The organism is Primorskyibacter sp. S87, from assembly GCF_049801055.1.
GTDB lineage: Bacteria > Pseudomonadota > Alphaproteobacteria > Rhodobacterales > Rhodobacteraceae > JBNAGF01.
This window is the reverse complement of the sequence record NZ_JBNAGF010000003.1, coordinates 57,436-77,306: the sequence shown is the minus strand read 5'-3', so window position 1 is coordinate 77,306 and position 19,871 is coordinate 57,436. Positions and strand designations below refer to the sequence as shown.

At 54.1% G+C, this 19,871-nt stretch carries 16 protein-coding genes and 1 pseudogene; 7 read left to right on the top strand and 10 right to left on the bottom strand.

From position 1 onward, the window contains the following. Positions 1-6: 6 nt before the first annotated feature. Positions 7-2,424 carry a DNA topoisomerase (ATP-hydrolyzing) subunit B gene (gene gyrB, locus ACP15U_RS06540; RefSeq protein WP_425044343.1) on the top strand — a complete coding sequence of 806 codons (2,418 nt, stop codon included), beginning with the start codon at positions 7-9 and terminating at the stop codon, positions 2,422-2,424. A 361-nt stretch (positions 2,425-2,785) separates the two neighbouring features. On the opposite strand, the gene ACP15U_RS06535 is transcribed toward gyrB, so the two are convergent. Continuing rightward, positions 2,786-3,154: a DoxX family protein gene (locus ACP15U_RS06535; RefSeq protein ID WP_425044342.1), complete on the bottom strand. Its 369-nt coding sequence runs from the start codon at positions 3,152-3,154 to the stop codon at positions 2,786-2,788. Then, positions 3,151-4,182 carry a helix-turn-helix domain-containing protein gene (locus ACP15U_RS06530; protein ID WP_425044341.1) on the bottom strand — a complete coding sequence of 344 codons (1,032 nt, stop codon included), beginning with the start codon at positions 4,180-4,182 and terminating at the stop codon, positions 3,151-3,153. Before ACP15U_RS06530 ends, ACP15U_RS06535 begins: the two co-directional genes overlap by 4 nt. Before the next feature lie 191 nt (positions 4,183-4,373). Between ACP15U_RS06530 and ACP15U_RS06525 the strand changes: the two genes are divergently transcribed. From ACP15U_RS06525 to ACP15U_RS06510, 4 genes are all read left to right on the top strand, one after another. Beyond that, positions 4,374-5,885, top strand: a complete 1,512-nt coding sequence (locus ACP15U_RS06525; RefSeq protein ID WP_425044340.1) for an amidohydrolase family protein — start codon at positions 4,374-4,376, stop codon at positions 5,883-5,885. A gap of 68 nt (positions 5,886-5,953) precedes the next feature. After that, positions 5,954-7,309 (top strand): amidohydrolase family protein, encoded by a 1,356-nt coding sequence (locus ACP15U_RS06520; protein ID WP_425044339.1) that lies wholly within the window; start codon positions 5,954-5,956, stop codon positions 7,307-7,309. A gap of 59 nt (positions 7,310-7,368) precedes the next feature. After that, positions 7,369-8,223 carry an efflux RND transporter periplasmic adaptor subunit gene (locus ACP15U_RS06515; protein WP_425044338.1) on the top strand — a complete coding sequence of 285 codons (855 nt, stop codon included), beginning with the start codon at positions 7,369-7,371 and terminating at the stop codon, positions 8,221-8,223. Between the two features lie 20 nt (positions 8,224-8,243). Further along, positions 8,244-9,545, top strand: a complete 1,302-nt coding sequence (locus tag ACP15U_RS06510) for an alpha/beta hydrolase (protein WP_425044337.1) — start codon at positions 8,244-8,246, stop codon at positions 9,543-9,545. Between the two features lie 400 nt (positions 9,546-9,945). Here the strand turns inward: ACP15U_RS06510 and ACP15U_RS06505 are convergent, their stop codons facing one another. Continuing rightward, positions 9,946-10,776, bottom strand: coding sequence for a hypothetical protein (locus tag ACP15U_RS06505; RefSeq protein WP_425044336.1), 831 nt, complete (start codon positions 10,774-10,776; stop codon positions 9,946-9,948). Positions 10,777-11,195: 419 nt separating this feature from the next. On the opposite strand from ACP15U_RS06505, the gene ACP15U_RS06500 reads away from it, so the two are divergent. Beyond that, positions 11,196-11,953, top strand: a protein-coding gene (locus tag ACP15U_RS06500) for an IS5 family transposase (RefSeq protein ID WP_425044335.1) whose coding sequence is annotated in 2 segments (ribosomal slippage) — positions 11,196-11,520 and positions 11,520-11,953 — 759 coding nt in all. Because the reading frame shifts where the segments join, the coding sequence is not laid out codon by codon here. Between the two features lie 743 nt (positions 11,954-12,696). On the opposite strand, the gene ACP15U_RS06495 is transcribed toward ACP15U_RS06500, so the two are convergent. The 6 genes from ACP15U_RS06495 to ACP15U_RS06470 all read right to left on the bottom strand — a co-directional run bounded on the left by ACP15U_RS06495 (position 12,697) and on the right by ACP15U_RS06470 (position 17,399). Further along, positions 12,697-12,942, bottom strand: coding sequence for a hypothetical protein (locus tag ACP15U_RS06495; protein WP_425044334.1), 246 nt, complete (start codon positions 12,940-12,942; stop codon positions 12,697-12,699). 2 nt (positions 12,943-12,944) lie between these two features. Then, positions 12,945-13,766 carry a hypothetical protein gene (locus tag ACP15U_RS06490; RefSeq protein ID WP_425044314.1) on the bottom strand — a complete coding sequence of 274 codons (822 nt, stop codon included), beginning with the start codon at positions 13,764-13,766 and terminating at the stop codon, positions 12,945-12,947. Positions 13,767-13,932: 166 nt separating this feature from the next. Further along, complete coding sequence (locus tag ACP15U_RS06485) at positions 13,933-15,846, bottom strand: DUF3604 domain-containing protein (protein WP_425044333.1); 1,914 nt, start codon at positions 15,844-15,846, stop codon at positions 13,933-13,935. Next, positions 15,843-16,262: a response regulator gene (locus ACP15U_RS06480; protein ID WP_425044332.1), complete on the bottom strand. Its 420-nt coding sequence runs from the start codon at positions 16,260-16,262 to the stop codon at positions 15,843-15,845. The genes ACP15U_RS06485 and ACP15U_RS06480 overlap by 4 nt, the downstream gene beginning before the upstream one ends. A gap of 134 nt (positions 16,263-16,396) precedes the next feature. After that, entirely contained in the window at positions 16,397-16,696 is a 300-nt protein-coding gene (locus ACP15U_RS06475) for a response regulator transcription factor (protein WP_425044331.1), read from the bottom strand. A gap of 547 nt (positions 16,697-17,243) precedes the next feature. Continuing rightward, a complete protein-coding gene (locus tag ACP15U_RS06470; RefSeq protein ID WP_425044330.1) occupies positions 17,244-17,399 on the bottom strand; it encodes a hypothetical protein in 156 nt (51 codons plus the stop codon). Between the two features lie 387 nt (positions 17,400-17,786). Here ACP15U_RS06470 and ACP15U_RS06465 point away from each other — a divergent pair, with 387 nt between their 5' ends. Next, positions 17,787-19,421, top strand: a complete 1,635-nt coding sequence (locus ACP15U_RS06465; RefSeq protein WP_425044329.1) for a hypothetical protein — start codon at positions 17,787-17,789, stop codon at positions 19,419-19,421. A gap of 94 nt (positions 19,422-19,515) precedes the next feature. Here ACP15U_RS06465 and ACP15U_RS06460 read toward each other — a convergent pair. Further along, positions 19,516-19,854, bottom strand: a pseudogene (locus ACP15U_RS06460) (NUDIX hydrolase); the annotation flags it as partial. Positions 19,855-19,871: the final 17 nt, after the last annotated feature.

Below are 19,871 nucleotides of genomic sequence, written 5' to 3'. Positions count from 1 at the left end.
ACGCGAATGTCCGAAAACGAGCAGCCCCAGACCGAATATGGCGCCGATTCCATCAAGGTTCTCAAAGGGTTGGAAGCAGTCCGCAAACGGCCCGGTATGTACATCGGAGATACCGATGACGGCTCGGGCCTGCATCACATGGTTTACGAGGTCGTGGACAACGGCATCGACGAAGCGCTTGCAGGACACGCGGACGCGGTGACCGTGAAAATCCACCCGGATTCCAGTGTGTCAGTCAGCGACAACGGGCGCGGTATCCCCGTCGATATCCACCCCGAGGAAGGCGTTTCGGCAGCCGAGGTCATCATGACCCAGCTGCATGCTGGCGGTAAGTTCGACAGCAACTCCTACAAGGTATCCGGCGGGTTGCATGGCGTGGGCGTATCGGTGGTAAACGCGCTCAGCGACTGGTTGGAACTGCGGATCTGGCGCAATGGCAAGGAGCATGTCGCCCGTTTCGAACGCGGCGAGACCGCCGAGCACCTGACGGTGGTGGGCGATTGCGGCGAGCAGACCGGCACGGAGGTGCGGTTTCTTGCTTCGACAGACACGTTTTCCAACCTCGAATTTTCGTTCGAGACGTTGGAAAAGCGACTGCGCGAACTGGCCTTTTTGAACTCAGGCGTCAAAATCATTCTGATCGATGAGCGCCCAGCCGAGCGACTGGAAACCGAGCTGTTCTACGAAGGTGGCGTGAAGGAGTTCGTCAAGTATCTGGACCGACACAAAGCCCCGGTCATGGACTCCCCGATCTACATCACTGGCGAAAAGGACGATATCGGGATCGAAATCGCCATGTGGTGGAACGACAGCTATCATGAGACGGTTCTGCCGTTTACCAACAACATCCCGCAGCGCGATGGCGGCACACATGTTGCGGGTTTCCGGGGTGCGCTGACACGGACGATCAACAACTATGCCCAAAGTTCGGGCATCGCCAAGAAGGAAAAGGTCAGCTTTACCGGCGACGATGCCCGCGAGGGTCTGACATGCGTTCTGTCGGTCAAGGTACCGGATCCCAAGTTCTCATCGCAGACCAAAGACAAGTTAGTGTCTTCCGAGGTGCGTCCGGTGGTCGAGAGCCTTGTGAACGAAAAACTGAGCGAATGGTTCGAGGAAAACCCGAACGAAGCCAAACAAATCGTCGGCAAGATCATAGAAGCCGCGCTTGCCCGCGAAGCGGCCCGCAAGGCGCGGGAACTGACCCGGCGCAAAACGGCAATGGACGTGAACTATCTTGCCGGAAAGCTCAAGGATTGCTCGGAAAAAGACCCGGCCAAAACTGAACTGTTTCTTGTCGAGGGAGATTCCGCCGGTGGCTCCGCACAGACGGGGCGAGACCGGATGACCCAGGCGATCCTACCGCTCAAGGGTAAGATCCTGAACGTCGAAAGAGCACGATTTGACAGGATGCTGTCGAGCCAGGAAATCGGAAACCTGGTGATGGCGCTCGGCACCGGGATCGGCCGGGACGAGTTCAATATCGAAAAGCTGCGCTACCACAAGATCGTCATTATGACCGATGCCGACGTGGATGGCGCACATATCCGCACGCTGCTGCTGACATTCTTTTACCGACAGATGCCAGAACTGATCGAAGGCGGTTATCTCTACATTGCACAGCCACCGCTCTACAAAGTAAGCCGCGGCAAGTCCGAGGTCTATCTCAAAGACCAGATGGCGATGGATGACTATCTGATTAATCAAGGCGTCGAAGGCGCGGTGCTAAAGCTTGGGTCAGGCGAAGAAATCATCGGTGCCGACCTGACCCGCATCGTCGACGAAGCGCGCCAGCTCAAGCGCGTAATCGACGCCTTTCCGACCCACTACCCGCGCCATATCCTTGAACAGGCTGCCGTGGCCGGAGCTTTCGTGCCGGGCGCAGTTGATGCCGACCTGCAAGGGGTTGCGGACAAAGTTGCAGCGAGACTTGATCTGATTGCTCTGGAGTACGAGCGCGGCTGGCAAGGCCGGATCACGCAAGATCACGGTATCCGCCTTGCTCGCATATTGCGCGGCGTTGAAGAAGTCCGGACGCTTGATGGCCCGATGCTGCGGTCTGGAGAAGCCAGAAAGACAGGCAGCTTCACCCAGAGCTTGCAGGAAACCTACAACACTCCGGCAACCTTGGTGCGCAAGGACCGAATGCAGGTGATTCACGGGCCGCTTTCACTACTGCGAGCCATTCTTGAAGAAGGTGAAAAAGGTCTCTCCCTCCAGCGCTACAAGGGCTTGGGTGAAATGAACCCCGATCAGCTCTGGGAAACCACATTGGATCCGGATGCACGTACCCTGTTGCAAGTTCACGTTGATGACATGGTAGAGGCGGACGATCTTTTCACCAAACTCATGGGCGACGTCGTAGAACCGCGCCGGGAGTTCATCCAAAAGAACGCACTAAGTGTAGAGAACCTAGACTTCTAGTGGTTTGTAGGTGTGCGCATAACGCTGCATTTTGCCCATAATTTTGCAGAATTTGCCCATAACGTCGCATAAATTTCACCTACAAGCTGAAATGATGTCCAGACTTACTAAAGCTTTGAATATCTAATCCTTGCAGAAGGAGCGGAATTGGGTAAGCTCAGCGCAAAGAGGGTGGAGAGTGGTCGTTCGCTGCGTTCGACATAAGGGTCAGCTATGCGGACAAACCGGCCGCCCGGCTCGTTGGCGTCAACTGGCGCTTTCGGCGCTCAATTGCTATTTCGATGAACATACATGAACGGCAGCTTCCTGCTTCAGAACCTTCTGAACAGCCTCCCTGGGACAACCAAATCGACTCTGCGGTTCACGTGAAGACCGATTTAATGCTGCTCCAACCGTGCCAAAGCACAAATGCAGAAAGAGCCGCTGTTATCATTGCGGGGATACCGTCTTTCCAGGAGTCAAAGATCAGGTGACAGAAGATGGCACCCACGGATGTTGCCAAAAGTGCAGCCGCCCCGAGTGAACCTAGCCCCGATCCCTGGAACCAGATTGAGACAGCCCCGAACAATTCGACGATACCGACCAAAAACATGGCCTGCCGATTGAGGCCATAGCTTTCGAACATCGCGAGCTGTGCTTCGAAGATCTTCCTTTGCCAACCCGCAAGTTTGATTGAGCTCGCCAGGAGGAAGAACGCCGACAGGAGCGCAATGATTATCGTTAAGGTCAATGTTCTGGTTCCCTGTAAGGGCGCTTGAAAGCCTGTGGGGACTGACCAGTCCACCTCCGGAAAGCCCGTGAGAATGCGGTCGGGTCGGAAAACCCCAGTTGCTGAGCGGCATCCCTGACAGAGCAGGATTTCACACCCAACAGTTCAATCGCTTTCTCACGTTTCATACGTGCAATGACCTTGGATGTTGTCTCACCACGTTCTGACAGACGCGCATTCAGGGTGTTTGGATGCAAACCAACCGAGCGCGCGGCCTCTTCCGCTGTGAACGCCGGATCGGACAACCGGGACCGGACGATGTCTTCGAACCCGGTCAAAAAATCGAGCGGGGCAGCAAGTTCCATGACTGATGGGTGATACTCGGGGTTGTTCTCCAACATGTCCTCTGAGAGGCGATGGTTCAGCCAGATGGATGGGAAGCGTATCGAAAACCCTCGTTCGCCGGACGGAATGCCCGTGACCCCATAAAACTGTTTGGGCAAAACGTTAGGGTCGGCCAGTTGCAATACGATCTCGCGCGGATCCCAACGGAAATCGATCACTCGGTGCAGCAGTGAAATCCAGATCCCGATCATGAATCCATCGGCTTGTGCAGGTGAGATGGACGACCGAAAATGCCGCCGGGCCGCAAAGTAAGCATATTCGTCTTCTACGACCAAGGACTGAGTGACTGCATTTGACTCCTTCGAAACAATCTGGGTGAAACGTGTGAACAAGTCACCCAGCGTATAGGCCTTTGCAAGCTCCTGCCCTTTTGGAAGGAAGCGCTTGAGATCAACAGACTGGCCAACCCGAGTGCAAAAATCTGCTCCTTCGGCTTCAGATGCGGCATTGAAGGCTGCATATACGGTTTCATGTGACAAAAATTGCTCAGGTGCGATCATTGTTGCCGCGTCAAAGCTCAGATGTGCGAAGACATCATCAGCATCCCGCCCCCGCGCGCGCAAACCCGCGACGACCGGTGCGAGCACTGTTGCCCGCACCAATGGTAGGTCAGAGTCTTTAGGTGTTTTGCGATTCCCGAACATATTCGCTCCCTCTACCCGGACTCGTGCCACTTCTGTATCTGGCTTTCTAGAAAAAATGCGGAAAACCTGACCATTTCCTAATTGGAAAATTCCCGACCTAAGGTCATGGTCAGACATGCCGCGCGAGAAGCTGCCATAGTCTGGATCGGAAAGGGTCGTTTCAAGATCGACCATGAGCTCATGGAGTTGATATGATCAGGCAGTTTACGCGTACTTTAGCGACATTCACATTCTCAGCCATGGTGCTGGTAGCTGGGACTGCTCTTGCGCAGCAGGAACCACCTTCCGTCACTTTGTTCAAGAACGTCATGGTTTTTGATGGGAACACCGATGGTCTTCTGGACCTGGATGTTCTTGTTGTCGGAAACAAGATCCACAAGGTCGCCGAAGACATTCCAGAGACCGGTACATGGGAAGTGCAAGCTGGTCCGAGTGGGCCATTGTATTCAGAAATTCATAGTGGCAGCAGTGGCTACAACTTCATCATCGAGGGCGAAGAAGGGACGCAGACCGTCAAAGTGTCGCCCAATGTCATCGACGGCCGGGGACGCACCTTGATGCCGGGCATGATTGATAGCCATACGCATTTTAACCTTTCTATGGACGGCGGGCGTCCGGGCATGGAAATGGCCCGGTGGGACTATATGGCGGGACATGCCTCGTCTGCTGCATTGGAGTGGTTCTACGATGGGTTCACGACAGTGCGTGACATGGGGGGCATGGCCGATGGATTGCGACGTGTCATCGACAATGGCCTAATGGAAGGACCTCGCATCTACAGCGCTGCCGGGATGATCAGCCAAAGCGCTGGTCACGGTGATCTCTTGTTTGAAAGCCAGACAAGTCCCCAGCAGAGTAGCACCTGGCGCAATGGCATATATCACATTGCAAACAGCCCTGATGAAGTTCGAGCAGCCGTTCGCAGGAACTTTAATGCGGGCGCAACCCATATGAAAATCATGATGGCTGGTGGTGTTGCCAGCAATAAAGGTCCCTTTGAGGCCTCTCAATACACCGACGCTGAAATTATCGCCGCAGTAGAAGAAGCGGCGACACGTGGAACCTATGTTGCAGCGCACCTTTATCTTGATGAAGCCATTCGCCGTGCGCTCGATCTGGGTGTCATGTCGATTGAACATGGACAGTTCCTACAGGAAGACACGGCCATGTTGATGAAGGAAAAAGGTGCCTTCATTTCCCCTTACATTGCAGCCGTCATGAGCGAAGACATCCTGACGCATCCGGTCTATGGCAATCCTTCAACATTTGAATACGCCAGAACACTTATGATGAAAGAGGGAACAAAAAATTTCGCGGAAGTCATCAAAAAGGTGAAGCCGAACATTGTGTTCTCAATCGACATTGTAAGTACCAATGGAATGGCCGCACGCCATCATCGGGATCACGAAAAATGGATCTTCGCGGATACTTTCGGAAACTACGAAACTCTGAAAGCGATGACATCCACCGGCGGTAAACTTGCTGCCCTGACTGGCGGTAGCAATCCCTACCCCGCACCTCTTGGAGTTATCGAGGAAGGCGCCTACGCCGACATTCTGCTCGTCGATGGAAACCCACTTGAGGACATCACTGTGCTTGGCGGTAATTCGAAGTGGTTCAACGCAGAGCCTCGCAAGCGGGGCATCGAAACCATCAACCTCATCATGAAAGACGGCGTGATCTATAAGAACACGCTGAACTGAGCAGTGGGCGGGATGGGAAACCTCGTCCATCCTGCCCATTCGCTCTCCTTGAGGAAAAGGAGTGGACCATGAAGTCTATCGCATTTGCGGCCGGACTGTTTTTTTCAGCGACTGCAGGGATTGCTCAGGATACGCCCTTTCCAATCCTGTTTACGAACGTCAACGTCTTCGACGGCGTCACGGACGGGTTGATCGAAAACGCCAACGTCTTGGTGGTCGACAACCTGATTGCCGAGGTCTCATCGGAACCATTGGCTGCTGCGAATGCCCGGATCATTGACGGCGGCGGGCGCACACTGATGCCAGGTATGTTGGATATGCACGTTCACATCTCGACCTTCGGGCCCGTGCAAACGCAATCGCGCGACGGGCTGCATCCCTACGCTCATGGTGCGTTGGCCGCAGATCGTGCCGAAGGGATGTTGATGAACGGTTTCACCACGGTACGGGATCTGGGTGGTCCGTCAAACTTCATGCGTCTAATCATCGACGAGGGCGTCATGGTGGGGCCTCGCATCTATCCCACGGAAAACTGGATCACCACAACGTCCGGTCATGGCGATTTCCGTGAATTGAATGACTCCCACCCGAATATCGCCGGCGGGCGGCAACATTTCTACGAAGATTATGTTACGATTATCGCTGACGGGCGGGCGGAAACCCTGCGCGCGGCGCGTGAAGCATTCCGTCGCGGAGCGGTACAGCTCAAACTGTTCACCGGAGGCGGTGTAACAAGCTTGTTTGACCCACTGCATTCGGGCCCTCTTGATGAAGAGGTCCAAGCCGTCGTTGAGGTGGCGGAACGCTGGGATACCTATGTCGCGTCTCATGCACACACCGCTGCTGCGCTTCAGCAGGCCATCGACAATGGCGTGATGTCGATTGAGCACGCACCCTATCTGACCGATGAGCAGGCCAAAACGATGATTGAAAACGGCATGTTTCTGTCCACTGCGTTTTCGCCAGTGTTTTCAATCTCGGTGGAACAAGCTGAAAAGGCTTATCCACCAGCAAGCTTTGCAAAGTGGAGCGTTATTCGAGACGCATCGTCAAACTTGCTGCAAGTGATGAAAAACAACCCTGACCTGAAAGTGGTTCTTGCATCAGATCATATTCCCCAGTGGAACACTGGTCGCGAATATGATGATCGCGCGCTGGATGAGTTCGCGTTTTTCTCAGAAGCTATTGGCAACTTCCGGACACTAAAGGCGTTTACCTCGACAGCCGGAGAATTGAATGCTCTGACCGGCCAGATGAATCCATACCCAGAAGGCCCGTTGGGTGTTGTTCAAGAAGGCGCCTATGCAGACCTATTGCTGGTCGATGGCAATCCTCTGGAAAACATCGAGATCATGAAAGATCCGGACACAAATCTGAAAATCATCATGAAAGACGGCGTGATCTACAAGAACACGCTTCAGTAATCCCTCGGGAGGCGGGGCTTCGGCTCTGCCTTCCATTGTTAATTGGAAGAGACCGGAAAATGCCTGAAACAAACACGATCCATGGCAAGAGTGTGGTACTGGGCGCGTTTCTGTTGGCGGCGAGCACATTGCCTTTGATCGCCGATGACGCCGCTCGTGAACTCGGCGCAGAAAGTGCCACTGGCATCGGCCTTGTCGTTGCCGCCAAAAGCTGGGACGTCTCTGCTGCGGCTGAAAACCAGATCGACACCATCCATTTCATCGAAGGTCAATTCGTCAAAGAAGGTGATCTGCTGGTAACTTTCGACCAGGTCTTCAAGCAATGGGATGCCAAAATCGGTGAGTTGGCTCACCGGCAGGCTGTGGCTGAACTGGAGCTGGCCCAAGCTGACCTGTCTAGAAAGAAGCGGTTGGGCACCAATTCTGTTTCTGAAGTTGAGATTGCGCAAGCTGAAGCGCGCGTCAAAATCGCCGAAGCGACCGTTGAGACAAAGAGGCTCAATGCGGAAAAGGCCAAGGCAATCTCAGATCTCCAGCTCATCCACGCGCCCTTCGACGGCCAGATGAGTGCGCCCCGTTTCCGAGACAACGCAAATGTCGTAGCCGACTCGCCAGAAATCGGAACCTTGTATCAACTTGATCCAATCCACATTCGCGTGGAAGGGACATATGAGAAGCATCAGCAACGCATTCTCGAAGGCGAAACTCACGACAGTGTAATGGGCAGCCTGACACTGGTGCTGGAGCTGCCGGGAGGAAGTGAATTCCCACATCACGGACGCCTGATATCAACGCCGTTCGAATTCGATCCGGAGACAGGGATTGGCTATAGCATCGCAGAATTCCCCAATCCTGAATTCCTGTTACGACCGGGCATGAAGGTTCAAATCACCTCCTTTGAAAACTCGAATTGATCCAACGAAAGGGATACAAAATGAAAAATTGGTTATCTCCGTTTCTGGCTTCGGCTGCATTGGCGGGACTTGCTACGGTCGCCGCTTCTGAAACAGCAGACCACGGGTCGCACTGGACTTTGATGTCTGATGCTTACGCACGCGTTGGCGACATTTTGAATTCTGAGGAAGGCACCACTGCTGTTGAGCGCTTGAACGAAGAATTGTCCGCGTTGAAAGAGGCTTGCGATAAATTGGAAGTGAAAAGTCAGAACGCGCCATGTCACGAAGATGTTCGGCGTCTTCTTTCCATTGCGACCTTCAACGCTGACCCCAATGATCCAAATCGAAACAAGACATTTCCAACGCATATTCCCGATTTTGTTAGCCCGGAGATGCGTGAGGTGATGGTGAACTGGACACCCAATTGGCTCACCAGCAGTTGGGAAGGCTACCCAGACCCAACGGACTACGGAGCATGGCAGTCGTTGCACGATGAATTGATCGATCCGATGGAGGCCGCCGGCAAACAACTTTTAAAGACTTACAAATTGTCGACCGAGGAACGTGAGATAGGTGGTGTTAGAACGGTCATTATCAGTCCGAGCGAAAACCGCCATCCGGGAAAGATACTCATTCATGCACATGGTGGTGCCTTTTACGGAAACACTCCGGAAACAACGTTTGACCGGACAGCACCACTTGCCAATCATATGGGCATCGACATTGCCTCCGTCGACTACAAGTTGATGCCCGCCCCCGACTGGGACATTCTGGACCAGCGGGATCAGGTGATCGCCGTTTTTGATGCTCTGACCGGAGAGGGCGGTAGCTATAAACCAGAGGACGTCGGAATTTATGGTTGTTCTGCAGGCGGCGGATTGGTGGCGATGGCGACAAATGCCATGTCGCATCGCGGAGGAGCGCTGCCTGGTGCGGCCGTAATGCAAAGCCCGCAGACTGATTTCTCGTTCAACAGCGATTCGACATGGACGCTGCGGTACGACGATCCACGCACGAACGTAGATCACTTGATCGACTCGGTCTGGCCGATGCTCGGAATTACTGAAGAGAAAGCACAAGACCCGCGCTACTCTACTGTCTACGACAATTTCGAGGGGCGAGATTTCCCTCCGACGATGGTCCAGACTGGCTCGAAAGAAATTCAGATGAGCGACGGCATACGCATGTACGGAGTCCTGCGTAGTGCGGGCCACGAGGCGATTCTGGATGTTCACGACGCCATGCAACACTGTTTCCATGGTCATTCGGAGACACCTGAGTCAGCTGAAGCGGTTCGTCGCGTCGCTGAGTTCCTAGAAGAGCATCTTGGTTCGGAATGAGAAAAATGTATCGCTGAAAGGAGAAGGCGAGTGGCTCGGAGAGACGCTTTGAAGTCGCTCGCCCCATGTTGAAAAACGTTAGAAATTAGTGTTGCAAATTCTGAGCGGATCAAAACGATTTTCCGCATTCCGGACCGATGATCCGAGCGCCGTGAACGGCCGTTGTCTGCCCTTCGCGACTGATGCTGCGTAAAATACGAATGCGTACAGTGCACTCTGAACTGTCGTTAGCTGCGGACTGTCTGAATGTCTACAATGGGCCGATTGCTCCAAAAGGCTGAGCGCGAGGCGACAGATCAATCGGAGTTAAGGCCAGTTATCATAAAAAATTGTATTTTTGGTACGGCAAAGTTTGTCGATTTGAGGGAGGGCTTACCATAGGATGTCCAAAGATCACGTGTTAGTCGGTCACCGTAAAATCTCCGTACTCGAGCTTTTCCTTTTCAGGGATCGTTGCGAAAAATATTCCGCCTATCTCTAACTTGTCGCGCATCTCGATCATTTGAGGGATGATATGGCCCAAGCTTTCTGGCACCGCGTAAATGAGGTGGGGGACATACCTTAATATGAGCGCAGCCCGTGCCAGTTGATCCACAATATAGCTTGGATCTATTCTTGCTCTTGGGCCGCGGATCTCGACAGCGCAATAGGGTTCCGCGTTAACTTTCACCAAAATATCGGTGCCTAGAGGTTCCAACAATCGCCCGTCAACAACTTCGATGTCATCATGACCAAAGAATTGCTTTGAGTTCTCTTGCAAGAACTCTTTGACAACTTTTTCAAACTTGTGCGTTCTTCTCTGGGCACCGCCCCTGATGCGACTCTGGGACTGACGACTTTGCGGCTGCTTGTTCTGAGCGTCATCCAAAATCCGCTTCATTTCAGCCTGAGACACTTCGCCTCGAAACACTCCTTGAGCAATTTCTTTGGCCCTCACAGGGTCGATTGCTTCGAGCCGGGAAAGCAAAACGACTTGCATCATCCCCAGCCATGTCGGTTTTCGTTTGTAAACATTTGGATAATTTTTTTTGAGCCAAGCCGCGGCCGACATTTGATTGCGCAAGCTTGCGGCTTTTGTCCCTCTAACTTCCGCGACAGCCTGAATTGCATCCTGTGCATAGGCAAATCCATAGGTTTCAAACTCACGCGAAAGAATGTTCAGCCAACCGCCGAGCGTGATCCAGTTGTCGGCCTTGGCCAGATCTTCGAACTTATGTTTCTTCAATTCCATCAATCACGCACCCATTCGCAATTCATCCATTGCCATTGCGAATGGATTGTTCTATAGCCACACCATGAAGATAGATCCAAATGCTCAACCAACGGCGCGTCGTATCCACAAACGAGGCATGCAAAAGCGCGTCGGCAAAATCTCTGGTATCAAATTTCCCGGTGTCATTCAGGTCGAAAGCCGAATGGAGGGTGCCTTGATACGCTGCATGCAGATTGATCCACGTGTAACCAGTCTTCGCCCGCAACCTTGCACCATAGACATACAGACGGGAAGAATTTTCGCTAGCCAAGCCGCTCTAAAGGAGCACTACAAGGATAGCCGGTACAGTCCCAAAGGGTACACGCCAGACCTAGGGTCAGGATGCATTGATTTTCGTCGCGCAGCGTGATTCACGGCTCGGAAAATGGAGCGGTGACATGAGCGACCTTTTCTGGCTGACCGACGCGCAGATGGCACGTCTGGAACCATTCTTTCCGAAGTCACATGGCAAGCCTCGAGTCGATGATCAACGTGTTTTGAGCGGGATTATCTTCATCAATCGCAATGGCTTACGATGGCGGGATGCTCCAGCAGCTTACGGGCCACATAAGACGCTCTACAGCCGGTGGAAGCGCTGGAGCGAGAAAGGCATCTTCGCTCGGATGATGGTGGGCCTGGCCGCTGAGCACGGCGAACAGAAGACCGTGATGATCGACGCGACATACCTCAAGGCACATCGAACAGCGACCAGTATGGCCGCCAAAAAGGGGGGCGCGGCCGTCTGATCGGCCGAACCAAAGGCGGCATGAACACCAAGTTGCATGCCATCTGCGACAGCCAGGGACGGCCGATTGACCTGTTCGTCACCGCTGGACAGGTCAGCGACTATATCGGCGCACGGGCGCTGCTCAGCGGCTTGCCAAGGGTCGACTGGTTGCTCGGGGATCGCGGCTATGACGCAGACTGGTTCAGAGAAGCCTTGCAAGACAAGGGGATACGCGCCTGTATCCCCGGTAGAAAGCAACGCAAGATACCCGTCAAATACGACAAACGCCGTTACAAGCGGCGCAACCGCATCGAAATCATGTTCGGCAGGCTCAAGGATTGGCGGCGCGTCGCGACCCGCTATGACCGGTGCCCCAAGGTGTTCATCTCGGCCATCGCACTCGCTGCGCTCGTCATCTATTGGTTATGAATCCTGACCCTAACTATCTTCTCTGGTCGCGACGACCGCTTTGCATATCTGCCCGACAATCTACCAGGAGCAGGCCTTGAAAGGCGATTGTTGAAGCAAGCCGAACCATGGTGGTTCGAAAACCACGAGCGAATGAGCTATTTCAAGAATGGTTCTACACTCGAATACCCGGACTTCGATCCGAACCGCTGGATTTCAGGACACTCTGGAAAGGCTGAATGAAACTATCCGATTGATCAAGCAGATCCTGCTTCTTCCCCTCTGCTGATGCGCCTTCTGGACAAGTGGCTCGACAGTTTTGATGATTGGTGTACTCAGATCGCCAGGGTGATACTTGCCACGGGTTATGACGCGCTGTTTAACGAAGTATCTGTTCCTTTATCTGACTGTGGCGGCCTCGACGGAGAAGAATTGAACAAAGGCGTCCATCGCGTTGTATGCTGGATGGTCGAGACACTTGCGGGCTTGGAAAGCCTCCAGCTTGAAAACACCACCGAACCCTTACACACGAACCAGGAGATTGTTGTGAAGGTTAAGTTAAAGAAGGCCCCGACAGTCGAAGACCCGCAATTCAACACAATTTCATCATAGGATTCCACAAACATGAGCATGACTGGCCGATCACTCCAGCTTTATTTTATCGATGGTAAACCGGATGGAATGCTGACGGCAGAGGTCTTTAACTGGACCGGCCACGTTCTGATGACGCCTCGCACTCAAATCACAAAGGCGCTGTCTCGCCCTCAAGCTGAAACCCCTGAAAACGCGGCGTGTCGGGCGGCCAAACCCGCCACAAAGCACACGACAAGGATCAGCAGAACGGCCAGAGTGACAGCGAGAGAAATCCCCCAGTAGTCATCTTTCGGAAACAGGGAGGCAATTGGATCTACAATCAGCAACGCCAGCAGAAGAACCTCGTGCAATACCAACAGAAGAATTCCAAACGGGACAAGGAACAGAATTCCGCCTATGACCGTTGTCTTGAGCATGCTTACCCTTTCGGAAACAGCAACTGCACGGTAAAGCCGACCTGCCATTTCGGTGCGCTGGCCGGGCGTTCCACGTTGTAATATGCCTCTGCTCGGAGGTTTACCGGTTGGTTTCCCCATCTTGTGATCTTGCCGACGCCACCGCCGACCGGCAGCAACAAGCCGTCCCCGGAGGACGCTTTCCAGTCGTAGGTGATGACCATATCGCTAATTAGATACCAGCCATTGTCGAGATTGTAGTTGATGAAGGGTTCGAACAATGTCTGGTTCACATCCTTTCGGGAACTGTCTCCTGCAAAGGACCAAAGATGCCTGACTAACGCGCCCCAGGTTCCCCAGCCGGGCTGGTTCAGAGCAACCGCTGATACGCCTGCACTCCACTTTCCGCTACCCAGTCGATCATCGGTTGCGCTGTCGGCGGTGATCGACGGTCCAATCCCCCAGATCCAACCATTGACTGGCTTCACCGGGCTAAAGAACAGCGTGTAGTTGATATCGCCTAAACCCGTGACCCGCCCCGGTGTAGATGGATTCCCGATGCCTGGATTGCCCGGCAGGCCGGCAATACCGCCCGGTGCATCGTAAAGGGGAATGATGAATCGCGAGACTAGGTTCCAATTGCCGACGGTAACAGGGATCACCGGCTGGATGGCCATGGAATTGGCCTTTCCGTTTGGAGCACCATTGTCGAAGGTAAACTTGAAGGGAACACTCACCAGAGAACTGATCGGGTTTTGAACGGCGGCTCCAAGATTGGATTCAGCCGAGGCTGTGCTGCTCAAACCAAAGCACAGGGCAAGAAGGGCAGCTGAAAGGCGGATCATTTTTTAGGTCCTTTGAGTTATAAGGCAAAAGAAGTTGTACTCAAGCGCGGCTCCATCGCTTACTTTGGTAATTCGTCGAAGTTGACTTCTTCGATCTGCGGTAGTTTCCAACTCTGGTCAAAGTACCCCTGCTTCGGCCCATAGAAGCGAAAATAGGGAAGGGGCATCAACTTTCGGGCGTGTACCAGATGGGCGAGGTGTACGCGCGTTCCTGATGCACCATGGGAACCTCGTCCGGCATCTCGACACCAAAGAACACGGAGTCCTTTGCCGCCCAGGTTGGGGTCGGGATTTCCAGCACCCGCACGTAATAGAACGAAGGCTTGGCCGGATCGAAATCAGGGTCAGTCCATTCGCCAAACATCAATGCATCGCCAATCGTGTTAGTGTAGCTGGGGATCGACAGGTCGACCGTATTTCCCACAGGATCAACTGAACCGTCCGGTTTGATCTCTCGCCCGTCGGAGACAGTGACGTTATAGACCTGCTCCCCCGTGGACCCATCCGGGTTGAGCCAGCCCTTGACGATCTGCAACCGGTCGAGATTGGCCCCATCCGGATCGCGCAGGGCCCGGATGACACAGGTCGGTGCCTTGCCCTCCTCAGCACCGTTTAACTCTCCACCCATCGGCACCCCGGTGACATATCCGTGGCGTGCGAAATCCGAACGATGCACGTCGCCGGACTCAAAGCCAAATCCGCAGAAATTGCGGACGGTCATGCGTGTGCCGGTGGTGGCATAGGTTTCCCGGCGTTCCATAGCCTCAAACAGCGATTCCCGGGTATTCTCTTCGGCCCAGACGCCGGCCAGACCTGCCGCCAATGTTTCGTAGTTGTAAGTGGTCAGGCTGTCATCGGTCTGGCTCTGAATCAGGACATGATCCCAACGACCCGCATAGGGCTCGGCAATCGACGCTTTGCCAAAGAAGTTCATTTCGCCTGCTGTCGCCAATGAGGTGTGGCTGTCGGTCGATCCAATGAAACCCTGCTTGTAGGGGTTTGCTCCGACTTCGGCTTCGATCTGCATTCCACGCTTGAGCGCAGACCGCGCGTAGCTGCCCGGCAGATCTTCCGGAGTTGGCGAAGCTACCCCTGTCAGGTTGGCTTTGTCCCACGTACCATAGTCCGCAAATTCATCTTCCGGAGACAACATAGGATGAGTTTCGCTGTCACCTTTCATCTGGGTCATCTCGTGAAGTCGCTCGAAGCGCATTCGCATTTTGGCGTACTCGGCACTGATGGGTTCACCGCTTCGGGTTTCAGTATCGAACATCGCGCCATTTGAGACATTGCCATTATGCGGGATGGCCATGACCCGCCCCCCAGTCTTGTCCTCATAATCAGCAAGGAATCTCCAGAGATCCTCCGGATCGGCACTGTCGAAGGACGAAAAAGGAACAACCCGGCTGGCCTTGTCCGCATCATCCTTGAAAATGACGACCCGGTGCAGATTGTCGCCTTTTGGCGTAGAGGACCATTCGTAGCCGATAAAGGCCGTAAAGGACCCGGGATTGTTGTACTGATCCGCTGTCTCGGTCATGTAGTCCCAGGTCGACCGGGCAATCTTGCTGAACTCGATCCGGCCGGTATTGTTGCTCAGGTCCTCCGCGAAATTAAGAAAGACCTTGTACTGACCGTCCTCGCCTTCGTTGTACCAGTCATACCATTGCTTGCCGATAGGGTCTTTCAGCAGATCGGGGTTACCCCCGCGGATTTCGGGAATCAGGCCCATGTATTCCGAGTGATCGGAAACGACGAGGAAATCGAGAGGCCGAACTAGCTTTGCCTGCATCCCGTTGTTGGCGGTCACCTGCTCGCCCCGAGCCATGCGATAGGCTTCTTCCGGGCCTAGGTCGAAGTTCTTTAGCATTCCTGCATCGGGGGAATAGGTCGTGTGCAGGTGCGTGTCCCCCCAGAACACCCGCTGAGGAAAGCTTTCGTTCACATGGGGCGAGTATTCCGGCTGCACCTCGCCCACTTGTTGGGGTGTGACCTCCAGTGCAAATGCGGCTGAGCTGACCACAAGTGAGGCCAATGCGGCGGCTGGTAATCTGGTTGAGAGCAAAAGATCTTTTTTCATCGTGAATCCTCGTTGGCATATGCGTTGGGATCAGCAGCTTGGCCCGGTTCGGGCAACACTGCGGTCAGTGAGTGGAAAAGTTCGTCAGCCTCGAAGGGTTTTCGAAGGCAGCGTGCAGACCCGGCATGATCCGCAGCAACCAGTGTCTCGACGTCGTCAGTAGCCGACATGAAGATCACTGGGGCGGGTTCACCCCGGTCACAAAGGACACCTGGAATCTCTAACCCACTCTCGCCGTCGAGAATAATGTCTGCCAGGACACAACTCTCTTCCGGAAAGGGCAGGTAGGCATAGAGGTCGCTTAACCGAACCACGCCGGTTGCCTCGAACCCACACACACGGATCAGACGACAAATGGCAGCCAAAAAGCTGGAATCGTCATCCACAACAAATACATGGCCACGGAACCGAGACACAGATTGGTCCTCCTGAAGGCCATTCTGCCAGCGTCTCGGTCAGCCCGATATTGTACCAAAGGGAATCTTTGTCCGTTTTTTGTAAGCCGGTCTGTTTCCGAGGATCAGTTTAGCCCGAGCCTAGCCGCCAGCCGTTAGATGTCTGCGATGCTGTCTGCTTCGAGACGTTCCATGATCGCGTGCCGGTGGGCTTTGACCGTTCTTTCGCCGATGCCGAGCTCTTGGGCGATCTCCTTATTCGTGACCCCCGTCACCAGAATTCGGAATACATCCTTCTGCCTCTCGGTGAGGGAGGCGAGCAATTCGTCCGCAGCAGACTGGTCACTTGGATTGGCGCGCAGATCGGCGCCTTTTTTCAGCGCGGTTTCAATCGCCAGTTCAAGCTCGGCATACTCAACCGGTTTTTCAAGGAAGGTTACTGCACCGTTTTGCATGGCCCGAACAGTTGCCGGAATCTCTAAGATCAGGACCCATTAATTTCCTCTAGTGGCGTGAATCACGGTTCGAAAACCGAGCAGTGAACCTGTCTGATCTTTTCCGGCTGGCGGATGCGCAGAAGGCGCGTCTTGAGCCTTTCTTCCCGAAATCCAATGCCTTCCCGCCCTCTTTGATGAAAGCTGCTTCCGCGATCCAATTCGCCTGTGGGCTCTGAGCTGCCGTTATCTTAAGCAAGGCTTATGGGCTGCTAAGGGCCGTTTGCCACCCTTGATCCAATCGTCTCCATCAGCAGCAAAGTCCGCAGTCCAGTCGTTCGACACTAGGCATGACCGTGCAATCGCAGCGAACGGCAGCAATGCGAGCTGCGAATGCAGCATTCGACTTACACGTTCAACGTCCGGTAAGGGCCGAGTGCGGTCAACCCGATATCTAAGGTTCGGCACTACATTGATCTTTTCTCGTGTATTCCCGCCGTCGCCACAGGCTGCAAACTGAGATCGCCTAAGGATTGAGAGTGTCTCTTCGGGAAAATTGAGTTCTTCGTTACTCTTGAATTACTAGGTCTTCAAAGCGCGGGGCACCCGTTTCTGGAAGCGTTGCAAAGCGGTGGCCATCTAACCCGATCTCATCTCGTAGCTTGGCTGGTTGATTTAATTCATATCCAGAACCCTGTGGAACAATCAACAGAACTTCAGACATTGTCGCTTTCCTCAAGTCTGGGAATGTCGGAGCTATCGTGTTTGCGCAAAGACAAGTAGAACACCTGCGCAACCTCTGAAGGATCTCTATAGCTGCGGGCAACATGGAAGAGGGTGGTGGCGCAAAAGAAAGCATTGGCTGTCATCCATGCCAATCGTGCTCACGCAGACCGGCTCACCGGTTTCATACCTTGTCGCCTCATCCTGAGCGGGCATAACGGCCGCAGGCTGAAGCTAACTGACAAGCGGTATTGAGTTTCATGCTTCAACGACAAACCACGGTGCTTTCACAATTCTCCCTTTGACCGGTGTGACACGACAATAGGTTGGTTCAAGCGCCAGTGGTCGAATCGTGATAAAGTGCGCCCTTCAAAAGGGAGTGCATTTTATGACTGACTATTTCGATCTGGGTGGCTACAGCCGCCTTGCTAGCGCTGTGCCTGCCGCCCAAACCTGGTTTGACCGTGGCCTTGTCTGGGTATTTGCTTATAACCATGAAGAAGCCATTGTTTGCTTTGAAAAGGCGGTTGAGGCCGATCCCGAATGCGCACTGGCCCATTGGGGCATCGCATACGCCATTGGTCCAAATTACAACAAACCATGGGAAGTGTTCACGCCAGAGGAAAAGGCACCTGCATTGGACAAGGCCCATGCAGCACTCAAAGCCGGACTGTCGCTGGAAAACGTCAAGCCCGCAGAACGTGCATTGATCGAGGCGCTGGCATCTCGTTACCCAACCGACCCAGAGATTGAGGATTATCAGCCCTTTAACGATGGGTTCGCCGAAGCGATGAAACCGGTTTATGAGGCGAATAGGGATGATCTGGATATCGCCTGTTTTTATGCAGAGGCAATGATGAACCGGACGCCCTGGCAACTCTGGGATTTTCACAACAGTGTGCCCAACCCAGAGGCTTCGACCGTTGAGGCGATGGCGGTTCTGGAGCACGCCTTTGATCATACTCCGGGCGCTTGGGACCATCCGGGGCTGCTGCATATGTACATTCACCTGATGGAAATGTCTCCTCATCCCGAACGGGCGCTGCGCCATGGCGACCGGCTCAAGGACCTGGTCCCCGATGCAGGGCATCTTGTTCACATGGCCACGCATATCGATGTTCTGTGCGGCGAGTATCAGAATGTGCTTTATCGCAATCTTGCGGCGGCCAAGGTCGATGACGTGTTCAAAGCCTATGCCGGGGCGGCGAATTTCTATGCCCTGTACCGCATCCACAACCTGCACTTCGCCTTTTACGGCGCGATGTTCCTTGGGCAGAAGGCGGCGGCGGTGGACGCCGTCGTCCGCTTACGCGACGAGGTCCCAGACGAGGTGGTTCGGTCTTATCCGGATATCTTTGAAACCTTTGTGGCCGCAGCCCCTCATGTCTATATCCGGTTTGGCATGTGGACAGAAATCCTTGACTTGGCACAACCTGAGGACAAGGAGCTTTATGTCACGACCAACGCCCTGATTTACTATGCCAAGGCCGTCGCACTGGCCAATCTGGGCCGACATGAAGAAGCCCAGGCGATTATGGGCGACTTCATCGCAGCCTACGCCGAAGTTCCGGACAGCAGAATGCTGTTCAACAACAAGGCGCGCGACGTGCTGGCCGTTGCTGAAGAGATGATGAAGGGCGAAATTGCCTTTAAGTCTGGTAACCGCGACGTCGGCCTAGATCATCTGCGCCGAGCGGTAGAGCTGGATGACGGGCTGGAATATGAAGAACCATGGTCCTGGCCACAACCCACGCGTCACGCCTTGGGGGCGCTGCTGATGGAGGCTGGTGAATATGATGAGGCTGAGGCCGTTTACCGGGCCGATCTCGGGCTTGATGGGAAACTGCCTAGGCCAAGCCAACATCCCCGGAACGTCTGGGCGCTGCACGGGTTGCACGAATGCCTTGTGCGGCGGGATGAAGCTGTGGAACTGCCGCATGTAAAGCTGCTGCTGGATCAGGCCGTTGCGCGTGCGGATATTCCGATCCAGGCCAGCTGCCTGTGCCGGTCGACGGCCGCCTGAAACTCAAAGTCGGGAGGAAGGCAGACAAAACCGGATGATCGCTATTGTAGCTTTCCTCAAGACTGGGAATGTTGGAGCTGGCGAGCTCGCGCAAAGGCAAATGGAACACCTGCGCAACCTCTGAAGGATCAGGACGCAATTCAACTTCACCGAAGGTCCACGCCACAATAGGTGAAATCCGGAACCCGGATCTGGTTGGAAACTGGTCGAGCTTACCAAGGACGTCATCTGAACCTAAGTCGAGTCCCAGTTCTTCGTACAGTTCCCTGAGAGCGGCATCGACCTCAAGCTCACCCTCGTCCAAGCGACAGACCGGCAAGGTATAGTGACCACCGTGGCGGTTTAGCTTTAGGGGCATCAATGTCATCAACACGCAGGCCTCACCCGGTTCCTTGTGCTCGGACACTACGATTGCAACAGCAGGATCCCGCAATCCAAGCTGTTCGACTG

Excerpts from the sequence above, each read along its gene's own strand:
- gyrB (WP_425044343.1), top strand. The coding sequence starts at position 7 with ATGTCCGAAAACGAGCAGCCCCAGACCGAATATGGCGCCGATTCCATC.
- ACP15U_RS06530 (WP_425044341.1), bottom strand. The coding sequence starts at position 4,182 with ATGTTCGGGAATCGCAAAACACCTAAAGACTCTGACCTACCATTGGTG.
- ACP15U_RS06525 (WP_425044340.1), top strand. The coding sequence starts at position 4,374 with ATGATCAGGCAGTTTACGCGTACTTTAGCGACATTCACATTCTCAGCC.
- ACP15U_RS06520 (WP_425044339.1), top strand. The coding sequence starts at position 5,954 with ATGAAGTCTATCGCATTTGCGGCCGGACTGTTTTTTTCAGCGACTGCA.
- ACP15U_RS06515 (WP_425044338.1), top strand. The coding sequence starts at position 7,369 with ATGCCTGAAACAAACACGATCCATGGCAAGAGTGTGGTACTGGGCGCG.
- ACP15U_RS06510 (WP_425044337.1), top strand. The coding sequence starts at position 8,244 with ATGAAAAATTGGTTATCTCCGTTTCTGGCTTCGGCTGCATTGGCGGGA.
- ACP15U_RS06505 (WP_425044336.1), bottom strand. The coding sequence starts at position 10,776 with ATGGAATTGAAGAAACATAAGTTCGAAGATCTGGCCAAGGCCGACAAC.
- ACP15U_RS06495 (WP_425044334.1), bottom strand. The coding sequence starts at position 12,942 with ATGCTCAAGACAACGGTCATAGGCGGAATTCTGTTCCTTGTCCCGTTT.
- ACP15U_RS06490 (WP_425044314.1), bottom strand. The coding sequence starts at position 13,766 with ATGATCCGCCTTTCAGCTGCCCTTCTTGCCCTGTGCTTTGGTTTGAGC.
- ACP15U_RS06485 (WP_425044333.1), bottom strand. The coding sequence starts at position 15,846 with ATGAAAAAAGATCTTTTGCTCTCAACCAGATTACCAGCCGCCGCATTG.
- ACP15U_RS06475 (WP_425044331.1), bottom strand. The coding sequence starts at position 16,696 with ATGCAAAACGGTGCAGTAACCTTCCTTGAAAAACCGGTTGAGTATGCC.
- ACP15U_RS06470 (WP_425044330.1), bottom strand. The coding sequence starts at position 17,399 with ATGTCTGAAGTTCTGTTGATTGTTCCACAGGGTTCTGGATATGAATTA.
- ACP15U_RS06465 (WP_425044329.1), top strand. The coding sequence starts at position 17,787 with ATGACTGACTATTTCGATCTGGGTGGCTACAGCCGCCTTGCTAGCGCT.